The sequence below is a fragment of the Klebsiella sp. 7-CIP_Kleb. genome, from assembly GCF_050378655.1.
Lineage (GTDB): Bacteria > Pseudomonadota > Gammaproteobacteria > Enterobacterales > Enterobacteriaceae > Klebsiella > Klebsiella quasipneumoniae.
This window is the reverse complement of sequence record NZ_JBNRLJ010000002.1, coordinates 1-19,377: the sequence shown is the minus strand read 5'-3', so window position 1 is coordinate 19,377 and position 19,377 is coordinate 1. Positions and strand designations below refer to the sequence as shown.

The window sequence follows — 19,377 nt, the reverse complement described above, 5'->3', positions numbered from 1 at the left end:
TTCACTCTTTCTCCATGTTCAGCGGGAAATGACAGGCGTACAGGTGATTGCGCACCCCGGTAAGACGCGGCGTTTCAATACACTCGCGCTGGGCGTACGGGCAGCGGGGCCCCAGCCGGCAGCCGATGGGCAGCTGCTCCAGCAGCGGGATCGCCCCCGGCAGGGTGTTGAGGCGGCTTTTATGCGGCATGGCGCTGCCAAAATCCGGGATAGCGCGGATTAACGCCTGGGTGTAGGGGTGATGCGGCAGGGTGATCAGCTCTTCACTGGGCCCGCTCTCCACCGTCTGCCCGCAGTACATGACGTTGATTTTATCCGCCCATTTGCTGAGCATCTGCAGGTCGTGGCTGATCAGCAAAATGGTGGTGTTGTTGTTCTGGTTGAGCCGCGTCAGCAGGCGGATAATCTGCGCCTGAGTCGTTGGTTCCATGGCGTTGGTCGGTTCATCGGCGATCAGCAGGCGCGGCTGGTTGGCCAGGGCGATGGCAATCATCACCTTCTGGCACTCGCCTTCGGTCAGCTGATAGGGGAAGCTGCGCATGGCGTCTTTGTGATCTTTAATTCCGACGCGGTGCAACAGCTCGATGGCCCGACGCTTGCGCCAGCCCAGCCGCTGCCACCAGCGCCCTTTGTAGGTCCAGCCGGGGATACTCTGGATCAGCTGCTGGCCGATGCGCTCAGAGGGATCGAGGCACGACTGCGGCTCCTGGAATATCATTGACACGTTGTGGCCGATCAGCTTTCGGCGCTCGCGGTTCGACAGCCGCAGCAGGTCGATGTCGTCGAAGCGCATGCGGTCGGCCGTGACCCGCCAGTTGTCCTTTGTCACGCCGCAGATAGCTTTGGCGATCAGGCTCTTTCCGGAGCCGGATTCCCCGACCAGGCCACGGATTTCGCCTTCGGTCAGGGTCAGGCTGACGCGATCGACGGCTTTCACCCAGCCTTCGTTGGTTTTAAATTCGATGGTTAAGTGACGAATATCGAGTAACGGCATTATTCTACCCCGGCAATGATCGCCCGGCGAATACCGTCGCCCAGCAGGTTGACCAGCAGTACGCTGAGCATAATCGCGGCCCCGGGCAGCATCACGGTCCACGGCGCAACATAGATAAGCTCCAGCGCATCGCCCAGCATCGCTCCCCATTCCGGCGAAGGCAGCTGAGCGCCGAGGTCAAGAAAGCCCAGCGCGGCGATATCCAGAATAGCCATCGACAGGGCGCGGGTGATCTCGGTCACCAGGCCGGAGGCGATATTGGGCAGAATGGCGAACAACAGAATATTCAGCGTCGACGCCCCGTCGAGGCGGGCGGCGATGATGTACTCTTTCTCCAGCTCATCGTGGACCATGCTGTAGACGGAACGCACCATCCGCGGCAGCAGCGCCAGCCAGACGGCAAACATCGCATGGCTGAGGTGCGGCCCGGCAAAGGCGACGACGATGATGGCCAGCAGTAGCGAGGGGATGGAGAGCAGGGTATCGAGGATATGGTTCATCACCGCCGAGCGCAGGCCGTGGGTCGATCCGGCAATGACGCCCAGCACCAGGCCAAACAGCGTGGCGCCGAGGGTGACGACAAAAGCGCCGCCGACGGTCGGCGCCGCGCCGCTCAGTAGCCGGCTGAGCACATCGCGCCCCAGGTCATCGGTCCCGAGGAAGAAAGAGACTTCGCCATAGCGCGACCACGATGGCGGCAGCAGCTGGTAGCCGAGGAACTGCTGGTCGATGCCGTAGGGGGCGAACCAGCCGCCGAAGATGCAGAGCAGCAGCAGCCCCGCGCAGCCGTACAGGCCGATCATCGCCGTGGTGTCGCCATAGAATTTACGCCATACGGTGCGCAGCGCGCCGGGCGGACGCTTTTCCAGATAAACGCTATCGTAGGGCATATGAATCCGTTTTAAGTTTGTTAGTCATACTTTAAGTCTTTTCAAAAATCCCGCTAATACCAACACCTTGCCAGCATTGAGTGCTTTAATTTTGTGTGTTCTGCATTGATTTGAAGGTTATCAATTTAACCAAAATGTGTACACTGATGTGTATATCATCTTCCGGAGTGTACACATTGCTTACCGACACAAAATTAAGAAAAGCTCTTGGCAAAAAGAGAGACCAGATCGAGGTCATATCGGACGCTCATGGTCTGAATGTCCGGTTGTCTACTTCCGGCAGTATAACATTCTTTTACCGCTACAGATGGAACGGGAAAGCCGCTCAGCTAACGATTGGCGATTATCCCACCACCTCCTTATCTCAAGCTCGCGAACGTAGACAGCAGTTCAGGGCTTGGTTGACAGAAGGACTCGATCCGAGACGGCAAACAGTTCTGGAGAAACAGAAAAAAGTCGAAGCGCTCACCGTTAAAGAGGCTTTCGATTACTGGGAAAAGTATTACTGCATCCCTGAAGGTCTTGTGAAAATCAAGGTTAACCGGCGGGACTTCAATAACCATATAGCGCCTGTGCTGGGGAACATGATTGTTGATCAGACCACTAAAGCGCACTGGCTTAACCTTTTTGATGGCATGGGGCGAAGAGTTGTCACTGGTCAGATGCTTGGGCTGATGCAGCGTACGTTCCGTTTTTGCTCCAATCGAGGGGTAATTAATGTGAACCCAATTGAGAGCCTTAGGCGCTCTGACGTAGGTCTCACAGCATCCGTAAAAGATCGCAGATTGAGTGATGAGGAAATCAAAACAGTTTGGAACATCCTTCCTGAATTGAAATACAGACAACAGCTGATAATGAAGTTTCTCATCATGACTGGCTGCCGGAGTACGGAGATCAGGACAGCAAGATGGGAGTGGTTCGATTTCCATGAGCAAACGTGGACCATTCCGGCAAGCGATTATAAAACCGGGAAATCGGTCAGAAGGGCACTTCCCGAGGCAGTAGTAAGAATGATGTTAGCAGAGAAGGAAACGTCAGTTTCAAAACACGTTGTGACACTGTCACGCTACAGAGGGCCAGAAGATGACAGACCGCCACTACAACCAAACGTCGCTCTGTTTTCTGCTCAGATTATAGCTAAAACAGGCATGAAGCCCTGGTCTCTCCATGACCTCAGGCGAACAGTGGCGACACGCCTTTCTGAATTAGGTGCGCCGCCACATGTTGTGGAAAAACTGCTTGGCCATCATATGGCAGGTGTCATGGCACGTTATAACCTGCATGATTATCTGGATGATCAGCGTCACTGGCTTGCTGTTTGGCAGGGTCACCTTGAGAAGCTGGTTGGTCAGCCTCTGGTTTGATCCCCACGTTATCTTCCCAGGCCAACAAGTCTGAAAGTCTCCACCTTTTAGGGCTGCCATTTATTTTAGGCTGCGGGAATGGCTGAGCAAAGTAAGAGGGCATCCGGGATGGGGTGCTCCAGAAATAAAGTGTGCTGCGCGATATTTTGTATCTGGACAGAACGTCATCGGTTATCAAAATTTCATCTGATATATGAGATGTATTAGTCATAAAAACCCCTTAGTTACATTGTCCAGGCAGATGGTGTAGCCGGCGCGCGCAGCTCATGGCTGTGGCCACATAGCTACTTTTTCTGTTAACAACTTCTACAGTGATCTTTGAGCCTTGAACCACCACCGTATAAGTTCTCTTTGTTTTCTGTCGCCCGTAGGCTCCATAAAGCTCAACGTGTTTTGCCAGTGCCGCATCGCACGCCTGGCGGCCCAGAGGGGAGTGTCTGCTTCGGTTAATCAATCGCATATACATTCCTTTATCGGGAGAGTTTCCCCTCCCAATCTGGTTAACCCACGTATTCCGGTTTCATGTCGTCCAGGGCGATGCGGAACTGGTCATACAGTTCATCACCGAGGTGGCGTTTCGCGCCGTTGAGAATGCCTTCAGCTTTAGCGAACAGTTCGACGGCTTCCGGTTCTCCGGGATTAGGTAGAGAGTTGATCGCGGCCTCAACTTTGTTTCGGGCGTCTACCATGAAATAACGCTGCACGGCTTTACCTTTCAGTTCGGTGAAAAGAACAGTGCCCAACACAGCTTTCTCTTTATCCAGATCCGCCCTGATGGCTTTTGCTGCATCGACCGATTCGGCGCGCTCAATGCGGTCACGGAAATCATCTGCCAGGGAATCAATATTGAGAGCTGAATCCTGCGCGCTGGTGGTGATGTCTGTTCCGCTGGTGATCTCTGCGACAGACATTCTTTGCGCCGGCGCCGGGTTTATTTCTCGCTCGGTCCTTTGTTCAACTTCATCCGGGCTGTAAACACCCAGGATGACTTCCGGGCAATACAGCCGTGCCCAGTATTTGACGCCCAGATAAGCGATCTGCTGTTTCGGGTTAGAAACCCACAAAGGAGAATTACGTGTGACGACTCCAGAGAGATAAAGTGGCTCCCCCCAGGTAATTTCTGATTCACCGCGCAGAATCGCGCCGACCTGGACGAATAACCCGATTTCGTCTTCATCAGTCCAGCCTCGCACCCGTTCTGTAACGCTGTATTTCCCATTTTTACCGTGTTTTTCCCTGGTAATTTCCTGCGTCCTTGTGCAACGTTCCCAGTCGCCGCCGTAGCGATAATGAAATCGACCGTTAATAGCGCTGGAACTGGCGATTACCGCGTTGACGAGCTGGGCTTCATATCCGAGCACGCCGTTTACCAGATGCGTTTTTTGCGCGACTGCATAGGGATTCATGCCCCACTGCATAGCCTGCATAACGATGGCCATGCAATCGGCTGGCTTACCTGCAAGGTGAGCTGGCACTGTCACTTGTGAATCAGCCATAAGGTTTGCGAAAGCAGTTAACTGACCGAGAGCCTGAACGTTAAAGATCGCGTTGCTAGCTGAAATGGTGTTTGGTGCCTGCTGTTCGGCTGTAACAATGTTAGTGTTTTCCATGACTGTTCCCCCTTATGCCTGTACGCGCAGCGCTTCGAGACGGCGCATATCAAAATCGTTAAGTTCTTCGGTGTAGTCTTCGGTAATCGGCGCCGGCCATTCGCCAGTGTCGAAACCGTTCGCGATGGCAAGCATTGCTTTGCGATATTCCAGCATGCCGAGTTCCAGCAGTTCTTCGGATGCCTCGATGATGGCGATCCAGTGGTAGTTCTCGTCTTTGTTGACGAATATCCAGAAGAACTGGTCAAGGGCTGCGGTTTCGCAGTACATAGCCGCGCTCAGGTGGTAATCGCGCTCGACGATTTCCCGGTGCAGCTTCGCGCGCAGGCCTTCCTGCTTAATGTTCCACATACTGATGGTTTTCAGGTCCGCACCAATGCGCAGGCCGCCCATGTCTATCTCAAGGTCAGGGCGCACGCGAACTTCCAACCCGGTTTTCTCATCAATGCCGAAATAGCTCACCTCGACGGCACGGCTCGGGTGCGTCAACAACTTGCCAGCGGTCGGGTGATTCAACAGTGCTTTCTGAATGGCCAGTGCCGTAGCCAGCTGCTGGCGGGTAACCAGCACTTTTCCTTCCGGGTTCTCGCGCCATGCATCCAGCAGCTCGTCGGCAAACACGGCATCCGGTTTTACCGATTTCACGGCCTGAATCAGATCGGCCTTTGTGCCAGAGACTTTCAGGGGCTGCGCCTTCTGTGCTTCCTGAGTAACCATGTCAGGATTAATAAGCGCCAGCTGTTCCAGTAAGGCATCGCGGCCACCGCTGGTTTTCACCTGGGCGGGCAGGGTGGCGTTGTATTCTTTGATGCAGGCCTTCATTGCGGTGGCGGTTTGCTTCTGACCGTCTTCAATGCGCTGGAACTCAGCAGGTAAAGACATATAACCCTGGCCGGTTTCTTCAACTGATGTACCCAAGGGAACCTGGGCGGGCAGGTTCGAGTTGTATTCCTCCAGGTATCTTTTGATGTCATCTGCGCTGAGTAAAACCGGAAGCCCGTTGTTGTATTCGTCGATAAATGCGCGGATCGTCGCCGTAGTGGTGAAGGCGCCTTCCGGGATTTCCGGCTCGATACTGAATTCTTTTTCCAGCTGATCAGGCTGCAGCGCCAGTGCATGCACCAGATTTCCCATATCCAGAACAGGGGCGCGTACCTTCTGGATGGTCTTGGATACGTGGCGCGCCTCGAAATACATCAGCGATACCCGCGCATCTTTAACCATCGTGGAGCTGATGCCGTTAGCGGCGTGGTAGACCTCATTTGGCACGCCTTCATATCGACCAGGCTCGAAATACTCCGGCCACGCTGACGCTGCTTGTTCAGCATCTTCCTCATCATCACTGTGAGCATTCTCAGAAACCTGGCTTTTCAGCACTTCGGCGGTAAGATCCGGGCAGCGTTCAGCCAGTATTTCGCTCATGTTCACGGCAGTTGTTTGCGCAGGAGGTTCATCAGCGCCTTCGCCTGTTGATACCGCATTATCATTTTCGTCTTCGACCGGCTGAGCCGTTTCCATCTGCACATCGCTGGTGGTTTCCCCGGAATTAGCTGGATGTAATTTTTCTTCTGCAGCGCGCTGGCGCGCCTGGTCCACGATAGAAAGTGCTGGTGCTGGCTGGCTATCCATCAGACCATCAATCGAAAAAACACCATTGCCTATGTTTGAAACTTCAGGCTGTTTGGGTTTGGTCAGGTCTTCGGTTATCCACTTCGGATCCGTGGGGTCACTGATACCTTCGACATATTCGCCGCGTTCGGCGGCCAGAACCTGATTAGCGTCAGGGCGTTTCTTTTGAGCTTCTTTCACCAGTTCGGTGCCAATTACTTGAAAGTCAGTTGGGAGAGTTTCCAGGTCAGGCGCACCTTCATCTCCATCGATATCCTTTTTCACAGCGTCCGTAGTGACGGCGGCAGATGAAACATGACCAGCTTTTTCAAGCGTCTCAGCAGAAGGGACGTCATGCTTATGCTCGGTCAGGTTCGCATTGATATAGGTCTGCAGACTTACCGGGAAATGATGAATATCGCTGGTGGCGCCACGAATAAGGGCAAAAATGGCTGCGCGTGAATAATCCAGGATGCCTGCGACCTTGCGCAGCGCTGCAGACCATTCCTTGAACGGACTTTCTTTCTTCTGGACGATCTCTTTGGCCCGGCGGTGAATTGATGCCGGGAAATTGTAGATATCGAAATCCATTGGCATTGTGGCCAGGGCTATTTCAACATCAAGCGTATCGAGGGTATGGGTGTAGTCGGGATTGCGATCGGTTTTATTACCGCCGCCAGCATTAGTTCCTGCATCAGTTTTCATAACTGAAGAAATACAGTTACCGGCAGCCCATTCCCTGGTGAGAATGCCGCGGTCAATCGCGTTCGTGGCGAACCACAGCTTTGCAAACTGGATACGCTTGCCGAGCTCATGCCGCTTCCCTTCCGGGAAGACTTTTTTATTGGCACTGGTGAATTTCCAGAGCGCCGGCATATCGTATTTTTTGATTTCAGGGATATTCTCGGCGGCCAGAATCAGATCCTGGACGGCTGCGTTATCAGTGTCCATTTCAAGAACTGACAGCTCCTGCCGGTGAGGCATGCTGATATGATAAACGTGGCGTTCTTCGGCCATATACTGCGCCAGCAGCTGAGCGCGAAAGGGGAGTTCTGCCACGTTAAAAAGCGCGCTCGAATCGTCCTGGTATTCATCGCTACCGAAAGTTTCCACGGTCTCACCTTGTGCCGTGTCGCCAGTAGTATTGGCATCAACCAGCACGCCACTGACGGGCTCAGCGGATACTCCGGCATTATCGCCGTGATGACCATCAGCAGGCGCCTGTCCTGGCTTCAAAGTCCAGGTGCGGCCATCGTCGCCGAGCTGGTAGCGTTCGCACCATGAGTAATCGAGAACACCCTCCGCCGGCAGGTCATTGAATACCGGGAAATCGGTGCGAATTGGGTTTTGGTAATCCTTACCGCGGCCTGTTTCGATCCCAGCGTCTTCCAGATCGACGTCCAGCTGCAGAAGGGCGCGAGCTTCTGTTTTATTAGTGCGCCAGATTACGGCATCAGCTTTACCCGATTTTTGAGTCGCTTTTATCAGATAAAAATATTCCATGTGATAGCCTCTATTTTGGATGTAGAATCCCCCGGGCCATTGGTAGCGCCCATTCAGGGTGGTCATTGGTTTTGGTAATTTCCGGTGTAACTTTGGTCGGTGGCACCGGACGTACAGCCCGCTTCGGCGGGTTTACGTTAGCCCTCGTGAGCCATCTGGTCGTGAGAGGCGCAACGTTCAGAGCAATACTCTTTTTCTTTCCGTGCGAGCTGGTTCCCCTGGAGGTACAACAGGGTGCTTACCACTGGTTTTCCCTCGATTGCTTTACGGCAGTAACCGCATTTTTTCTGCATTCCTCCCCCTACATTTGCACCGTGAACCCGGCCGGATGCTCTTCCAGTACACCTTTCAGCGGATAACATTCAGCTTTCACGTGTTGCTCTTCTGCAGCTGCCTTGCAGTCATTCTCAGTGTCGTAAACGCCGAGCAGGACATCCTGATTACCGCCCGTCAGCATGCTGACGGTGAGAACCAGGGCAAACATCGTGCTCATGAAGGGTCTCCTTTTTGCGCGAGCATGTAGCACACTCGGCGGATGAAAGCTGACAGCGGATTTAAACGAACAGCCTGCTGACGAGCGGGTTTGCGTGCGAAATCATTCATAGAAACAATCCCCTCAGTGCGCTGAAAAGCGCGATCCAGATGAAGAGCCCAATTACTGCTGAAATGACCATGGCTCTGATACCGTGCTTGCTCATTTCAACTCCTCATGTATGCCTGTCTTTTAACCACTTCAGGCTCGGTGGTATGCTGGTAGTTCTCACACAGCCAGCAAGGAAATAAAAATGTCAAAACTGACAACGATGAAAGTTGCTTGCCCTGATTGCGGAAGCGAGATGCTCAAGCGTCCCGATGATTTCGACTTTGATACAAATTTTGTTGGCGTCAGTTGTGCCAACTGTGGTCGAGAAATCACTAAGGACGATGTCGTTAAGCAAGGGACGGATGTTGTCAAAAAGCAGGTTGACGACATTCTCAGGGATGCCTTCAAGGGAACGGGCTGGAAGCTCAAGTAACCCCAGTAGTTCCTCGACCTGATTGATTACTTCCGTGGCGTCTATTTCGAGTTCAATAGGCGCCACCTTTACCTTACTCATCTCATCCTCATTGCCTTGTCGCCGGCCAGCGGAACGTTACTACCTACTGCGCATTGATATTTCCACCTCATCCCGGCATTCGTATGCTCGGGGCAGCTACTTCGTGGGCGTCCTGCCTTGGTGGGGTGTTGCTGGAGTTAATTAAACACAATGTTTAATGTTGTGTCAACATTGTGAGTAATTAAACGTAAACAAAAAGTTTACAACGAGAGGTGGGTTAGTGCAGGGAGTATGTTTATGGGTCTATTCTTTGGTTTTAAAAACATCTATGAGGGCTAATGGTATGCGGTATGACGATGAGTTTTTCGCGAAGATGCACCCGCAAATAGCGCAGGTTATCGGGGTAGCGGTTATGCAGCTACTGGTTGAGAAGCAAGAGCCGTCAAGAGAGGCTCTGATAGAGATGATTTAGGTGTTGTGGCAGGAAGACCATGTCGATCTGGCTGTGGAATTGGCCCTTGACGTTCTGTCGCTACCGAAAGAGTAGGGGCAATAAAACTCGACGCGTGGCCGGGCTACTGGCGCTGACAATACGGCAATATTTTTTCAATCGCTGATTGAATAAATGAAGGGCTATGAAAGTCAGGATCTTTCAACGGGTCACTGACATCAATACTGTTTTGCAGGGAGCGCTGATATTCACTCCAGAGTTCCGAAAGGTGTTTCTTGTTCTTGGGGCTGCAGATATCAATGAACGTATCAATCTCTCGCTGTGATATTGATACATTTCCGCCACCGGGAAACACTCCATTCTCAATAAGTCGCAATTGATCTCTTAATTTTTGTCTTATTATATCGCTTATTGCATTGAACTCTTTGCGTTTTTCCCCTTTTACTGCATATCTGTAGCTAAAGTAACCGCTTGCAGGAACTGCTGTGATAGATACAATCATTGCAATAGTTGCAACGATGTCGCTATAGCTCATGGAGGTTTTCCTATGTCTGGCTCTGATATCTTGGCCACAGTTGCCTTGATTATTTCAGTTACAAACCTCTCCGTAATTCTCTACGGGATATGGCGCTTACGTGATTAAACCGTTGTGATGATTATTCTTCATCGCCCTTAATCCTTCGCCCCATGTACTTGGCATACAGCTCATCGAGTTCTTTGAGACGCAGAGATACGATCCGCAGCATGTTCTGTTGCTCTTCTTCGTTGGGGAGTTGGTTATAGAGTTCCAGCAACCGTTTCTCGTCCGGGCGTAAACCATCATTTGCATCGACGTCCTGACCTAAAACCCACTCAAGGCTTACGCCAAGAGCATCAGCGAGCTTTATGGCAGAGCTCTTTCCAATCGCTCCCCGCACAAACCAGTTGTTAACCGATTGCGAACTTACACCACAAATTCTCGCTATATCCGCTTTGGATATGCGCTTCATCTCAATTATTTCATTGAGCCTTTGGACCTGTGGGTTGTCGGACTGGTGCGTATTTTTTCTCATATATCACGATTTTAAACTAAATGTTTACCGTCTCAACATTCATAAAGTTGACATTAAAATAAACATAATGTTTAATCCACTCTGTAACTTTAATGGAGTGGTTTATGAACGCATTAGAAAAAGCCATACACATCGCTGGTGACGCAACGAAGCTAGCAGAAAAACTGGACGTCTCATCTATGACGATTAGCCATTGGAAGCATCGCCATGGGGGAGCCGTTCCTCAGTCTCGGGTTTTCCAAATCTTCCGGGTAACCGGCGTTACTCCGCATGAACTTCGCCCAGATCTTTACCCAAATCCAAACGACGGTTTGTCTTCACAAAATCTGGTGGGATGACCATGCAAACACTTTCCTTTCAACAAAATACCGGATTCAACCCCGGCGCTCTGATAAAGCGAAATCAGGCGAAAGTGGCAGATCACGACGGCATTCGTTCTGCCGTTCGCGCCTGGGCTGCAGCTGAAGGTCAGGATGTTGTATCGGCGTACATCATCGATGAGTGGCGCCAGCAGGGCGGGGAAGAAATTGAATTTCCTGCGGACATCAGCCGCGCCCGACAGAAGCTTTTCCGTTATCTGGATAACGAGGTCGATTCTGAAAAGTATCGCGCGAATGTGCGTCTTCTGACGCCAGCCATCATGGCCGTCCTCCCGTTGGAATTTCGCCACCGCCTGTTGCCTGAAGACAATTTCATGTCCCGACTGGCACGGCTGGAGAAAGAGACCAGCGAAGCGAAGGTTGCCGTTGCCATGGGAGCTCCACGTCATCAAAAGCTGAAAGAACTGAGCGAGGGAATTGTCGAGATGTTCCGGGTTGACCCAGAACTAACGGCGCCACTGATGGCCATCGTCACTTCAATGCTGGGGGTTTTGTAATGTCGGGTATCAAAAAGGCGAAAGCCGCGGTGCTGTAACACCAACGGCTTTCAGGTGCAAAAACGAAGAGGTAATTGCGAGGTAAGTATGTCAGAAACAAAGACTGAGGTAAACGCCCAAGCGACCCATAAATGCTCCTTTTGCGGAGCGAGCAATATTGAGGTTTCGGGCGTTCTAATCGCCGGCCCCGGCGTATCCATCTGTCAAAAATGTGTCTTTCAGTGGGTTGATATTGTCTTTCAACACGCAGAAAAGACCGATAAACCAACGTCATAAGTTCAGGGGTATCTATGCGTGACTATGCAACAGTCGCACCGCAATTCTGGCTGGGGAAAACAGGTCGGGAACTGCGGAAAAAAGGCGCTGAAGCGCAGGTGGTTTCGTTTTATCTCATGACCTCGCCACACGCAAACATGCTCGGTTTGTATTACCTGCCAATTCTCTATATCGCCCATGAAACAGGGCTGGGCTTAGAAGGGGCTTCGAAGGGGCTTAAAAGCACCATCGAAGCGGGGTTTTGTAGCTATGACGAGGACACAGAGATGGTCTGGGTGCATGAAATGGCCGCCTACCAGGTAGGCAAGGCATTAAAGCCAGGTGATAACCGTTGTGCGGGGGTCAGGAGTGAGTATGCATCACTTTCAGAAAACCCTTTTCTTTCATCATTTTACGAGCGTTATAAGGATGATTTTCATCTGAATGTCAAACGCGAATCGTGCCCAACGCCAGAAGGGGCTTCGAAGGGGCTAGGAAGCCAAGATCAGGAACAGGATCAGGAACAAGATCAGGATAAAGATATTTCGGGGCATGGCGACGCCACACCCCCAGATGGTGGATCCTCCGATGAAGCTCCATCTGAAAAGCCGAAAAGCAGTTACCCGGAGGAATTTGAACTGGCCTGGAGGGAATACCCAAAACGTGCCGGAGGCAATAGCAAGGTCGATGCGTTCAAAGCCTGGACAGCCCGAATTAAATCAGGCGCAACAGCGCAGGAGCTTACCGATGGTGTTCGACGATATGCGGATTACGTCACTGCTGCCGGAAAACTCAACACTGAGTACGTGAAACAAGCGTCCACGTTTTTCGGTCCCTCAAAGCACTACGAGGAGTTGTGGAGCTTCGAAGTACCAACCGGTAAACGGGATCCGAACTCAATATCCCAGCCAGATAAATTAATTCCGAGTGGGTTCAGGGGGTAGTGATGAAAAATATGATTGGTACTGGTAGTGCGCTGGAGCGGCTGAAAAAACTCATCCCTCCGGGTGTAGAGCCTAAGTTTGGCAGTGTAGAGGAGTGGAGAACCTGGCAGGCCGGGGAAGGGCGCAAACGCTGCGAAGAACTGGAAAAACAAAACCAGCGTACCCGTGCTGAAAAAATATTCGGACGAGCGGGAATTCAAGATCTGCATCGGAGCTGCACGTTCGCAAATTACCAGGTGGCAGGAGATGGTCAGCGCCGGGCGCTCACGATGGCGAAAAGTTACGCACAGAACTTCGGTTCAGGGTTCGCCAGTTTCGTATTCAGCGGAGCGCCGGGAACCGGGAAAAACCATCTGGCGGCCGCAATCGGAAATCACCTGCTGGCTGGTGGTCGCTCTGTGCTGGTGGTGACTATTCCTGACCTGATGCTACGTGTTCGCGAGTGCTACGACGACGGGCAGTCAGAGGCTTCGCTTCTGGACGACCTTTGCCAGGTAGATCTGCTCATCCTGGACGAAGTAGGCATTCAGCGCGGCAGCAGCGGCGAAAAGGTCATTCTGAACCAGGTTATCGATCGCCGCCTGTCGTCGATGCGTCCGGTCGGCATCCTGACGAACCTGAACTACGAATCTCTGACGGGCACCCTCGGCGCGCGCATTCTCGACCGTCTCCAGATGGACGGCGGCATGTGGGTGAACTTCGACTGGGATAGTTATCGCAAAAACGTCCGCCATCTGCGCGTCGTTAAGTGAGGAAAACATGGCTAGAGCATTTTCTGCTATTGAGCGCCGGGAGTATGTCCGCGCAGTGATTCGTATCACCAGACATCAGGGGCGACTCACGACCGCCGAGGCAATGAAAAAACTGGGGCTGAGCCGCGCTACTGTCCAACGGTATTTTTCCGAAGCTGAAGCGACTGGTGAGGTTGTCCGGCATGGTCGTTTGGGGCTGTTCCGCGATCAGCGGGCCGTCATCGACTTTGACATGAAGCGTTTTGGCCTGGTGCCGAAAGTTGCTGTTGGGATGAATTACAGCCTGCTTGGCAGTCCTGTTTTTCAGCGAGTTTTAGATGTTCAGGAGGCTATTCATGGCTAAGAATTCAATCGATGTATACGGTGCCAGCGGCAAAACAAACGTGCTCAATTTCGAGCCTGAAAACCTGCACCTGGTCACCGATAAGACCCACCCACTTTACGATGAGCGAGTACACCTGCCGATCGAGGAAGGGATGGTACTGAACATTGCGGAGCTGGGTGTACTGGAGCCAATCATCGTCTGGAAAGACCCTGAAACGGGGCTCACCTGCGTAGTTGTTGGCCGTCAGCGCGTTAAACATACCCTTGAGGCAAATAAACTCCGTCTGAAAGAAGGCAAAGACCCACTGCTTGTTCCCGGAGTCGTTAAGCGCGGATCAGCAAATCAGATGGCTAAATACATGGTCAGCGAAAACGAAATTCGCCGACCTGATACACCGCTTGGCCGGGCTAAAAAAATGTCAGACGCGCTCGACCGCGGACTCGATGAGGACGACATTGCGGTGTTGTTTGGCTGCAGCGTTCAAACCGTTCGTGCAACGCTCTCCCTTCTCGATGCCACCCAGGCCGTCCGGGAAGCAGTGGAGTCGGGCACAGTTACCGTTACCCAAGCCCGCCAGCTTGGCACACTTCCCCCGGAAGAGCAGCGGGAAAAAGTGAAAGAGATTGAATCTGCGACCGCTGGGACTACCGGTCATGAAAAAGCCCGGCGTCAGCGTCAGATCCTCGGTGAGGCAAAGCCGCGCCTGAAAACCCGCAAAGAAATTACTAAAGCCCTGGAATCTGCCGAGGGTGAGTATGCGAGCGCACTCCGTTGGGTGCTTGGGGAGGCCGTATGACAATCGTAAAAACCCATACCGGCACCGTGATCACCAAAGACGGTCCGAAGGTAAAAAAACTGCACCAGACAGAGCGGATGTGGGTCGTCGGCAAAAACGAGTTTTACCACAAAGAAACAGGGCGCCGTCACTTTGCAGAAAATACGCGCCGCCGGCTGCTGCTCGACACCATCAAGCCTATCGAGGTGAAGCATGTTTAAAAAGAACGAAAAGGCTATTTCACAGATTGCGGAATATATCCCGCGCGCCTGCCGGGGTATGCAGCTGCATGAAGCGAAAGCGCGTCTGGAGAAAAAAATCGCGCTCTATACCGATGACGGCTGTGATGTTGCCGTTCTTAATGCGGCCTTTGCGCCAGCTCTTAACAGTCATACGCGGGAGTCTTTTTTTCGAGCATCGCAGCGCAGCTGCATGAGGGGGCCAAATGACCGAGCAAACCATCCTCGACATGTGCTGTGGCTCCCGCATGTTCTGGTTCAACAAACGAGATACTCGCGCGGTATTCGCTGACATTCGAGCCGAAGAGCACAAGCTGTGCGACGGCCGCCGTCTGGTTATCAGTCCTGACCTCGTTGCTGACTTCCGTGCGCTGCCGTTCGCTGATGCCTCATTTCCGGTTGTTGTGTTTGACCCGCCACATCTTGAGCGCGTCGGCCAGACCGCGTGGATGGGCAAAAAGTACGGGCGCCTGAACAAAAAAACATGGCGTGCCGACATTCGCGCAGGATTCAAAGAGGCGTTTCGCGTACTGCGGCCACATGGTGTGCTCATATTCAAATGGAATGAAACCCAAATCCCCGTTAGCCAAATTATAGCTTTAACAGACGAGAAACCGGCGATCGGCCAGCGCACCGGAAAGAACGATAAAACCCACTGGATCATCTTCGTGAAGGGAGCTGCGGTATGAAAATTAAATGCATCAAAGACACAGAGGGATACTGGACTGAAGGTGAAATGTATCCGGCCCGTGTAGTTGCTGGCGGTTTTGTTCAAGTTGGCGACGATTAAGATCGCATTGGCGAGGGCTGGAGCGCTATGCCTATCGAATACCGGGATGACGGCTCGATCGTTTATGAATTGGGGGGTATTGAAGATGACGTTCAGTTTGAGGAACGTGCAGCATGCGCAAATCATTAACCGCACGCTGTACGTGGATGGGAAGTTGAGTTTAAACCGTATTGCGACTCGAAGGTTAGACCGAAGTAGTGCAAAACCCCACGCACCGACCAGCAGCGCGCGGCATGAAGGACTTTGCCGCGCTAGGCTTCTACGTGGTGGCGCTGCATAGCAAAGCGGTGGGGGAAATTATTCCCCCACAATGAAATTAAGGCTTTTTGGGAGGTGGTGCCGGTTGAGAAGTTTGCTTAGCAGGCTGAAAACCATTATTAGCCAAATCATTTTTAGGTTGATAACCCTTTTCTAGGGGCTTGTAACCATCTTCCTTATAAGTTTTTTTAGTTTCTGACATATACAAAATCCTCTATTTCTATGGGTAGGTAGTTTGCTGCTGTTCAAAGCGGAAAAACTCTAAGTGCTCGATATCCTTACTTAAAATCAGTATTCCTAAAGTGGAAGTGCGCTGACGTTCAAAACCACCGTCGCTGTTTAATTCCCAATGTTCCTCAAGATAGATCTGTTCAGGTTCTGGAGCGCTGGACGCAAACGAGTTAGCTCCATACTTACCCGCTATTTTCTTCCCATCTTTTAGCGTGATAATCATCCAGCATGGAACTTTCAGACCAAAAAAATAATCCCATGCCCTACCTGTGGGGTGAGGCATGTATTTACATAGCCAATCCCATTCGCGCATCCTCGAAAACAAAAAAGCCAACAGTGTCGGGCTAGCAAATAATATGAACAAGTAAAATAAAAAGTAAGCAAAAGGATGCGCTGCATAAACCTTGTTAGATTCTATAAAATACACAGGGATAAACCAGATTGCATAATTAATACAGCTATACGAGACAATTTCAATAATTGCTTTAGATGTATCAAAAATAGCATTGGGTCTAAGTACGCTATACATCTTCATACTTATGAAGCCAGGTATAACGAATAGTAAAAATATTACAATTTTGCTCTTATCCCAGATATCCATTTTGTTTTCCAAGGCGTAGAGGTCACATAGGTCACCCCTCATATGATATCCTTTAAACCTACAAGTTACCAATCCCTTCTCATGAACCACGAAATGGATATCGCGCGTTGCGACATATGGGTGGACATAGCATGGGTAAAACCGTGGCGACGCTGATCTCGTTGGAAGGTATCTTTTTGGGCAGAGCAGAGACACAGTCAGCGAAAGTACTTGCTTCGCTGTTACGGCTAGGACATTGCAGGATGAGGCCTTGTCATAGGGTGACCTGCGCAATATCGAAGTGTAGCTATTGAAAACGCGCACTGCGGCAACGCTGTCTCGCCTCCTTTTGCTGAGGCGCTGGTGAGGGCTAATTTACCGGAGATGTGCCTGAAAAAAGACATTGCAGCATGATAAAACCCGCTTCGGCGGGTTTTTTAAGATGGAAAAACATCAATCTAAACATAAGCATGGTGTTAGCAAAAAGTGCTGCAGAGGGGTTGAACATTTCATGCAACCGGTATACTGTTTATTTATACAGTATCCATGTGAGGTGCTAACCATGAAAGTTGAAGTCACAATTGATAAACATAAAAAACTCCCTGATGGCGCCATACCTGCGCTTGAGCAAGAATTGCTGCGCCGCTTGTCCCAGTCTTATGATGACTGCAAATTAACTATTAGACGCACAAGCAACGATGGCCTTAGCATTTTGGGCGGCGCTGATGGCGATAAAAAACGCGTTGAGCAAATTCTGCAAGAGACGTGGGAAAGCGCGGACGACTGGTTTTACTGATTCACCTTTTGGTGGCTGGCATTTCCCAAAGCATCGCAATAAGCGTGTCCCTTTGATGCTGTCACCGGACTTTTTTTTGCGTCTGTATGTCGCTCAGGGGGTAGTGTGAGTGATGGTATTGAGGTTCCTACTAATCATTCCTGGTACGATGTTGTCAGGAGATCAGATGGCGCCATTATTTGTAGCTTCCCGGCCGAAGGAAGGCATCTGATGTACAGGGTTAATGGCATAATTTCAATGCGACCTTTATTGCCTGAAGAAGAAATTTTTACTCTAAACGGATTTATGAAATTTGCGGAACGACTTGGCTACCGAGTTCTCCCACCTTCTGATAATATGAAATCAACGGCCTGAACAACCGTTACCTACTGCGCCACGGAGAGAAGCCATGGCGCAATTGCACTTAATAAAACAATCTCAAGGTATCCTGATCCCCGCGACGCCGGAGACCAGTGATTTTCTGCAATCAAAATGCAAGCTCGGATCCGTTCTGGAAGCCGATTATAAGCTTGTCCGCAATCCGGCGTTTCACCGCCGTTACTTTGCTTTACTCAATCTCGGCTTTGAATATTGGGAACCTACCGGCGGGGCGATTTCGTCTAACGAGCGCAGGCTTATCACAGGTTACGCCAAATACCTTGCTGCATATGGCGGGAGTGAATCGGCGTTGCTTGATGCCGCCGGGCAATATCTCGACCGGATAGCTGAGAAGCGATCCGGCTATATCAGTATTTGCAAATCCTTCGATGCTTACCGGGCGTGGGTCATCGTTGAAGCCGGCCACTATGACGTCATACAGCTGCCGGACGGCACGCTGAAAAAACACCCTCGCAGCATTTCTTTCGCAAGCATGGACGAATGCGAGTTCCAGGAACTGTACAAAGCATCGCTGGATGTTCTCTGGCGTTGGATCCTCTCTCGTTCATTCAACAGCCTGCAGGAAGCTGAGAACGCCGCCAACCAGCTTTTAAGCTTCGCGGGGTGATGCCGATTAAACACTCATGGTTTCACCATCTCGAATGCACAACGCAGCAGGCCGACGAATTGGTAGCGAGATATCGTCAGCGGGGCGTAAAGGTCGAACGAAGCTTAAACCCTGACTTTATGACATGGACCGTCAGCGCGCAGCTGGTGGAGGACAAAAATCCGCCTCGGCCAGACTCTCGCTGGCGCAACAGAATGTGGGGGTGAGTATGGCGAACCTTCGCAAAGCGGCCCGAGGTCGCGAATGTACAGTGCGGATCCCTGGTTACTGCAACGGCAACCCAGAAACCAGCGTGTTGGCGCATTACCGCCTGGCGGGTACGTGCGGCACAGGATGCAAGCCTGACGATACTCAGGCGGCGATCGCCTGCAACGGGTGCCATGACGTAATCGACGGCAGAACTAAAACCACCGATTTCACCTACGACGAATTGCGCCTGATGCACGCGGAGGGGGTAATGCGCACCCTGGAAATCTGGCGGAAAGAGGGACTCATTAAATCATGAAAATCTACGATATCACGCCCATCGGCAAACCCAGGATGACCAGAGCTGATAAGTGGAAGCAGCGTCCGGCGGTAATGCGCTACCGGGCATTCTGCGATGAGCTCCGTCTGAAGAACGTTGCTATGACGGAGCAGGGCGGACACATAACCTTCGTGGTTCCCATGCCAAAGAGCTGGAGCCAGAAGAAGCGAGTAACGATGAACGGACAGGCACACCAGCAGAAACCAGACGCCGATAACATGATCAAAGCGCTGATGGATGCTCTGTTTACTGATGACGCACATATCTGGGACTTTCGTGTAACAAAAGTCTGGGGTGAATCCGGACAAATTTTAATTTCTGATATCGGAGAAGTGGCCGCATGAAACTGGAAGCATCGTTAAAGCATTTCAGCCCGCAGGGGATGCATATCAGCGACGACGTGAAAAGCACATCGCCGAATCGACTGACCGGAACAGATGTTATGGCGGCCATCGGTACCACCAGCAGTCGTGCGCGCTTCGGCCTTGCCGCTTTCCTCGGAAAGGCTGGTATCAGCAAAACGGACGAACAGCTT

28 protein-coding genes and 4 pseudogenes are annotated in these 19,377 nt (G+C 51.6%); 21 read left to right on the top strand and 11 right to left on the bottom strand.

Going from position 1 to position 19,377, the window contains the following annotated elements; all coding sequences use genetic code 11:
* Position 1: 1 nt before the first annotated feature.
* Positions 2-994 carry a putrescine export ABC transporter ATP-binding protein SapD gene (sapD, locus tag ACQUTI_RS07675; RefSeq protein WP_004203899.1) on the bottom strand — a complete coding sequence of 331 codons (993 nt, stop codon included), beginning with the start codon at positions 992-994 and terminating at the stop codon, positions 2-4.
* Positions 994-1,884 carry a putrescine export ABC transporter permease SapC gene (gene sapC / locus ACQUTI_RS07670; RefSeq protein ID WP_004215252.1) on the bottom strand — a complete coding sequence of 297 codons (891 nt, stop codon included), beginning with the start codon at positions 1,882-1,884 and terminating at the stop codon, positions 994-996. The genes sapD and sapC overlap by 1 nt, the downstream gene beginning before the upstream one ends.
* A gap of 146 nt (positions 1,885-2,030) precedes the next feature.
* On the opposite strand from sapC, the gene ACQUTI_RS07665 reads away from it, so the two are divergent.
* Positions 2,031-3,248 carry a tyrosine-type recombinase/integrase gene (locus ACQUTI_RS07665; RefSeq protein WP_162821816.1) on the top strand — a complete coding sequence of 406 codons (1,218 nt, stop codon included), beginning with the start codon at positions 2,031-2,033 and terminating at the stop codon, positions 3,246-3,248.
* 220 nt (positions 3,249-3,468) lie between these two features.
* On the opposite strand, the gene ACQUTI_RS07660 is transcribed toward ACQUTI_RS07665, so the two are convergent.
* From ACQUTI_RS07660 to ACQUTI_RS07640, 5 genes and pseudogenes are all read right to left on the bottom strand, one after another.
* Positions 3,469-3,708, bottom strand: a complete 240-nt coding sequence (locus ACQUTI_RS07660) for a DUF4060 family protein (RefSeq protein WP_022631172.1) — start codon at positions 3,706-3,708, stop codon at positions 3,469-3,471.
* 40 nt (positions 3,709-3,748) lie between these two features.
* Positions 3,749-4,908, bottom strand: a pseudogene (locus tag ACQUTI_RS07655) (RecT family recombinase).
* Positions 4,871-7,969 carry a RecE family exodeoxyribonuclease gene (locus ACQUTI_RS07650; protein ID WP_117097284.1) on the bottom strand — a complete coding sequence of 1,033 codons (3,099 nt, stop codon included), beginning with the start codon at positions 7,967-7,969 and terminating at the stop codon, positions 4,871-4,873. The pseudogene ACQUTI_RS07655 and the gene ACQUTI_RS07650 overlap by 38 nt, the downstream one beginning before the upstream one ends.
* 137 nt (positions 7,970-8,106) lie before the next feature.
* Complete coding sequence (locus tag ACQUTI_RS07645) at positions 8,107-8,262, bottom strand: YdaE family protein (protein WP_023282477.1); 156 nt, start codon at positions 8,260-8,262, stop codon at positions 8,107-8,109.
* An 8-nt stretch (positions 8,263-8,270) separates the two neighbouring features.
* A complete protein-coding gene (locus ACQUTI_RS07640) occupies positions 8,271-8,462 on the bottom strand; it encodes a YebW family protein (protein WP_110232253.1) in 192 nt (63 codons plus the stop codon).
* Positions 8,463-8,754: 292 nt separating this feature from the next.
* On the opposite strand from ACQUTI_RS07640, the gene ACQUTI_RS07635 reads away from it, so the two are divergent.
* Together ACQUTI_RS07635 and ACQUTI_RS07630 are read left to right on the top strand one after the other, a co-directional pair.
* Positions 8,755-8,985, top strand: a complete 231-nt coding sequence (locus ACQUTI_RS07635; protein ID WP_153591391.1) for an ECs_2282 family putative zinc-binding protein — start codon at positions 8,755-8,757, stop codon at positions 8,983-8,985.
* A gap of 364 nt (positions 8,986-9,349) precedes the next feature.
* Positions 9,350-9,553: pseudogene (locus ACQUTI_RS07630) on the top strand (hypothetical protein).
* A gap of 28 nt (positions 9,554-9,581) precedes the next feature.
* On the opposite strand, the gene ACQUTI_RS07625 reads toward ACQUTI_RS07630, so the two are convergent.
* Positions 9,582-9,992 (bottom strand): hypothetical protein, encoded by a 411-nt coding sequence (locus tag ACQUTI_RS07625; RefSeq protein WP_123677984.1) that lies wholly within the window; start codon positions 9,990-9,992, stop codon positions 9,582-9,584.
* A 121-nt stretch (positions 9,993-10,113) separates the two neighbouring features.
* Positions 10,114-10,509 (bottom strand): helix-turn-helix domain-containing protein, encoded by a 396-nt coding sequence (locus ACQUTI_RS07620; RefSeq protein WP_023307409.1) that lies wholly within the window; start codon positions 10,507-10,509, stop codon positions 10,114-10,116.
* Positions 10,510-10,613: 104 nt separating this feature from the next.
* On the opposite strand from ACQUTI_RS07620, the gene ACQUTI_RS07615 reads away from it, so the two are divergent.
* The 11 genes and pseudogenes from ACQUTI_RS07615 (at position 10,614) to ACQUTI_RS07565 (ending at position 15,595) form a co-directional block, all read left to right on the top strand.
* On the top strand, positions 10,614-10,847 hold the full coding sequence (locus ACQUTI_RS07615; RefSeq protein WP_032416512.1) for a transcriptional regulator: 234 nt from the start codon (positions 10,614-10,616) through the stop codon (positions 10,845-10,847).
* A 2-nt stretch (positions 10,848-10,849) separates the two neighbouring features.
* Complete coding sequence (locus tag ACQUTI_RS07610; RefSeq protein ID WP_023287506.1) at positions 10,850-11,386, top strand: toxin YdaT domain-containing protein; 537 nt, start codon at positions 10,850-10,852, stop codon at positions 11,384-11,386.
* An 87-nt stretch (positions 11,387-11,473) separates the two neighbouring features.
* Complete coding sequence (locus tag ACQUTI_RS07605; RefSeq protein WP_085858604.1) at positions 11,474-11,662, top strand: ClpX C4-type zinc finger protein; 189 nt, start codon at positions 11,474-11,476, stop codon at positions 11,660-11,662.
* 14 nt (positions 11,663-11,676) lie between these two features.
* Positions 11,677-12,585, top strand: coding sequence for a DNA-binding protein (locus ACQUTI_RS07600; RefSeq protein ID WP_085858601.1), 909 nt, complete (start codon positions 11,677-11,679; stop codon positions 12,583-12,585).
* Between the two features lie 2 nt (positions 12,586-12,587).
* A complete protein-coding gene (locus ACQUTI_RS07595) occupies positions 12,588-13,337 on the top strand; it encodes an ATP-binding protein (RefSeq protein ID WP_110232252.1) in 750 nt (249 codons plus the stop codon).
* Between the two features lie 7 nt (positions 13,338-13,344).
* Entirely contained in the window at positions 13,345-13,680 is a 336-nt protein-coding gene (locus ACQUTI_RS07590) for a DUF977 family protein (protein WP_085859044.1), read from the top strand.
* On the top strand, positions 13,673-14,458 hold the full coding sequence (locus ACQUTI_RS07585; RefSeq protein WP_064142015.1) for a ParB/RepB/Spo0J family partition protein: 786 nt from the start codon (positions 13,673-13,675) through the stop codon (positions 14,456-14,458). Before ACQUTI_RS07590 ends, ACQUTI_RS07585 begins: the two co-directional genes overlap by 8 nt.
* Complete coding sequence (locus ACQUTI_RS07580) at positions 14,455-14,658, top strand: hypothetical protein (RefSeq protein ID WP_000158002.1); 204 nt, start codon at positions 14,455-14,457, stop codon at positions 14,656-14,658. The genes ACQUTI_RS07585 and ACQUTI_RS07580 overlap by 4 nt, the downstream gene beginning before the upstream one ends.
* Positions 14,651-14,875 (top strand): annotated as a pseudogene (locus tag ACQUTI_RS07575) (hypothetical protein); the annotation flags it as partial. The gene ACQUTI_RS07580 and the pseudogene ACQUTI_RS07575, both read left to right, overlap by 8 nt.
* A gap of 7 nt (positions 14,876-14,882) precedes the next feature.
* Positions 14,883-15,365, top strand: coding sequence for a class I SAM-dependent methyltransferase (locus ACQUTI_RS07570; protein ID WP_048262302.1), 483 nt, complete (start codon positions 14,883-14,885; stop codon positions 15,363-15,365).
* Positions 15,362-15,595: pseudogene (locus ACQUTI_RS07565) on the top strand (hypothetical protein). The gene ACQUTI_RS07570 and the pseudogene ACQUTI_RS07565 overlap by 4 nt, the downstream one beginning before the upstream one ends.
* Positions 15,596-15,782: 187 nt before the next feature.
* Here ACQUTI_RS07565 and ACQUTI_RS07560 read toward each other — a convergent pair.
* Complete coding sequence (locus ACQUTI_RS07560) at positions 15,783-15,926, bottom strand: hypothetical protein (protein WP_153932828.1); 144 nt, start codon at positions 15,924-15,926, stop codon at positions 15,783-15,785.
* Positions 15,927-15,944: 18 nt separating this feature from the next.
* A complete protein-coding gene (locus ACQUTI_RS07555) occupies positions 15,945-16,556 on the bottom strand; it encodes a DUF6338 family protein (RefSeq protein WP_110232264.1) in 612 nt (203 codons plus the stop codon).
* 541 nt (positions 16,557-17,097) lie between these two features.
* Between ACQUTI_RS07555 and ACQUTI_RS07550 the strand changes: the two genes are divergently transcribed.
* The 7 genes from ACQUTI_RS07550 to ACQUTI_RS07520 form a co-directional block, all read left to right on the top strand.
* Entirely contained in the window at positions 17,098-17,331 is a 234-nt protein-coding gene (locus ACQUTI_RS07550) for a DinI family protein (protein WP_023300912.1), read from the top strand.
* 105 nt (positions 17,332-17,436) lie between these two features.
* Positions 17,437-17,685, top strand: a complete 249-nt coding sequence (locus tag ACQUTI_RS07545) for a hypothetical protein (RefSeq protein ID WP_110232251.1) — start codon at positions 17,437-17,439, stop codon at positions 17,683-17,685.
* Positions 17,686-17,719: 34 nt separating this feature from the next.
* Positions 17,720-18,316, top strand: coding sequence for a DUF1367 family protein (locus ACQUTI_RS07540; RefSeq protein WP_065804461.1), 597 nt, complete (start codon positions 17,720-17,722; stop codon positions 18,314-18,316).
* Positions 18,316-18,522: a hypothetical protein gene (locus ACQUTI_RS07535; protein WP_110232250.1), complete on the top strand. Its 207-nt coding sequence runs from the start codon at positions 18,316-18,318 to the stop codon at positions 18,520-18,522. Before ACQUTI_RS07540 ends, ACQUTI_RS07535 begins: the two co-directional genes overlap by 1 nt.
* Positions 18,523-18,524: 2 nt before the next feature.
* The gene (locus tag ACQUTI_RS07530; RefSeq protein ID WP_004892208.1) at positions 18,525-18,821 is read left to right on the top strand and encodes a DUF1364 domain-containing protein; all 297 of its coding nucleotides are present in this window, start codon (positions 18,525-18,527) and stop codon (positions 18,819-18,821) included.
* Entirely contained in the window at positions 18,818-19,186 is a 369-nt protein-coding gene (locus ACQUTI_RS07525) for a RusA family crossover junction endodeoxyribonuclease (protein WP_023325163.1), read from the top strand. The genes ACQUTI_RS07530 and ACQUTI_RS07525 overlap by 4 nt, the downstream gene beginning before the upstream one ends.
* Positions 19,183-19,377 (top strand): antitermination protein (locus ACQUTI_RS07520; protein WP_428923234.1); only part of this gene is annotated, 195 nt, incomplete at its 3' end. The genes ACQUTI_RS07525 and ACQUTI_RS07520, both read left to right, overlap by 4 nt.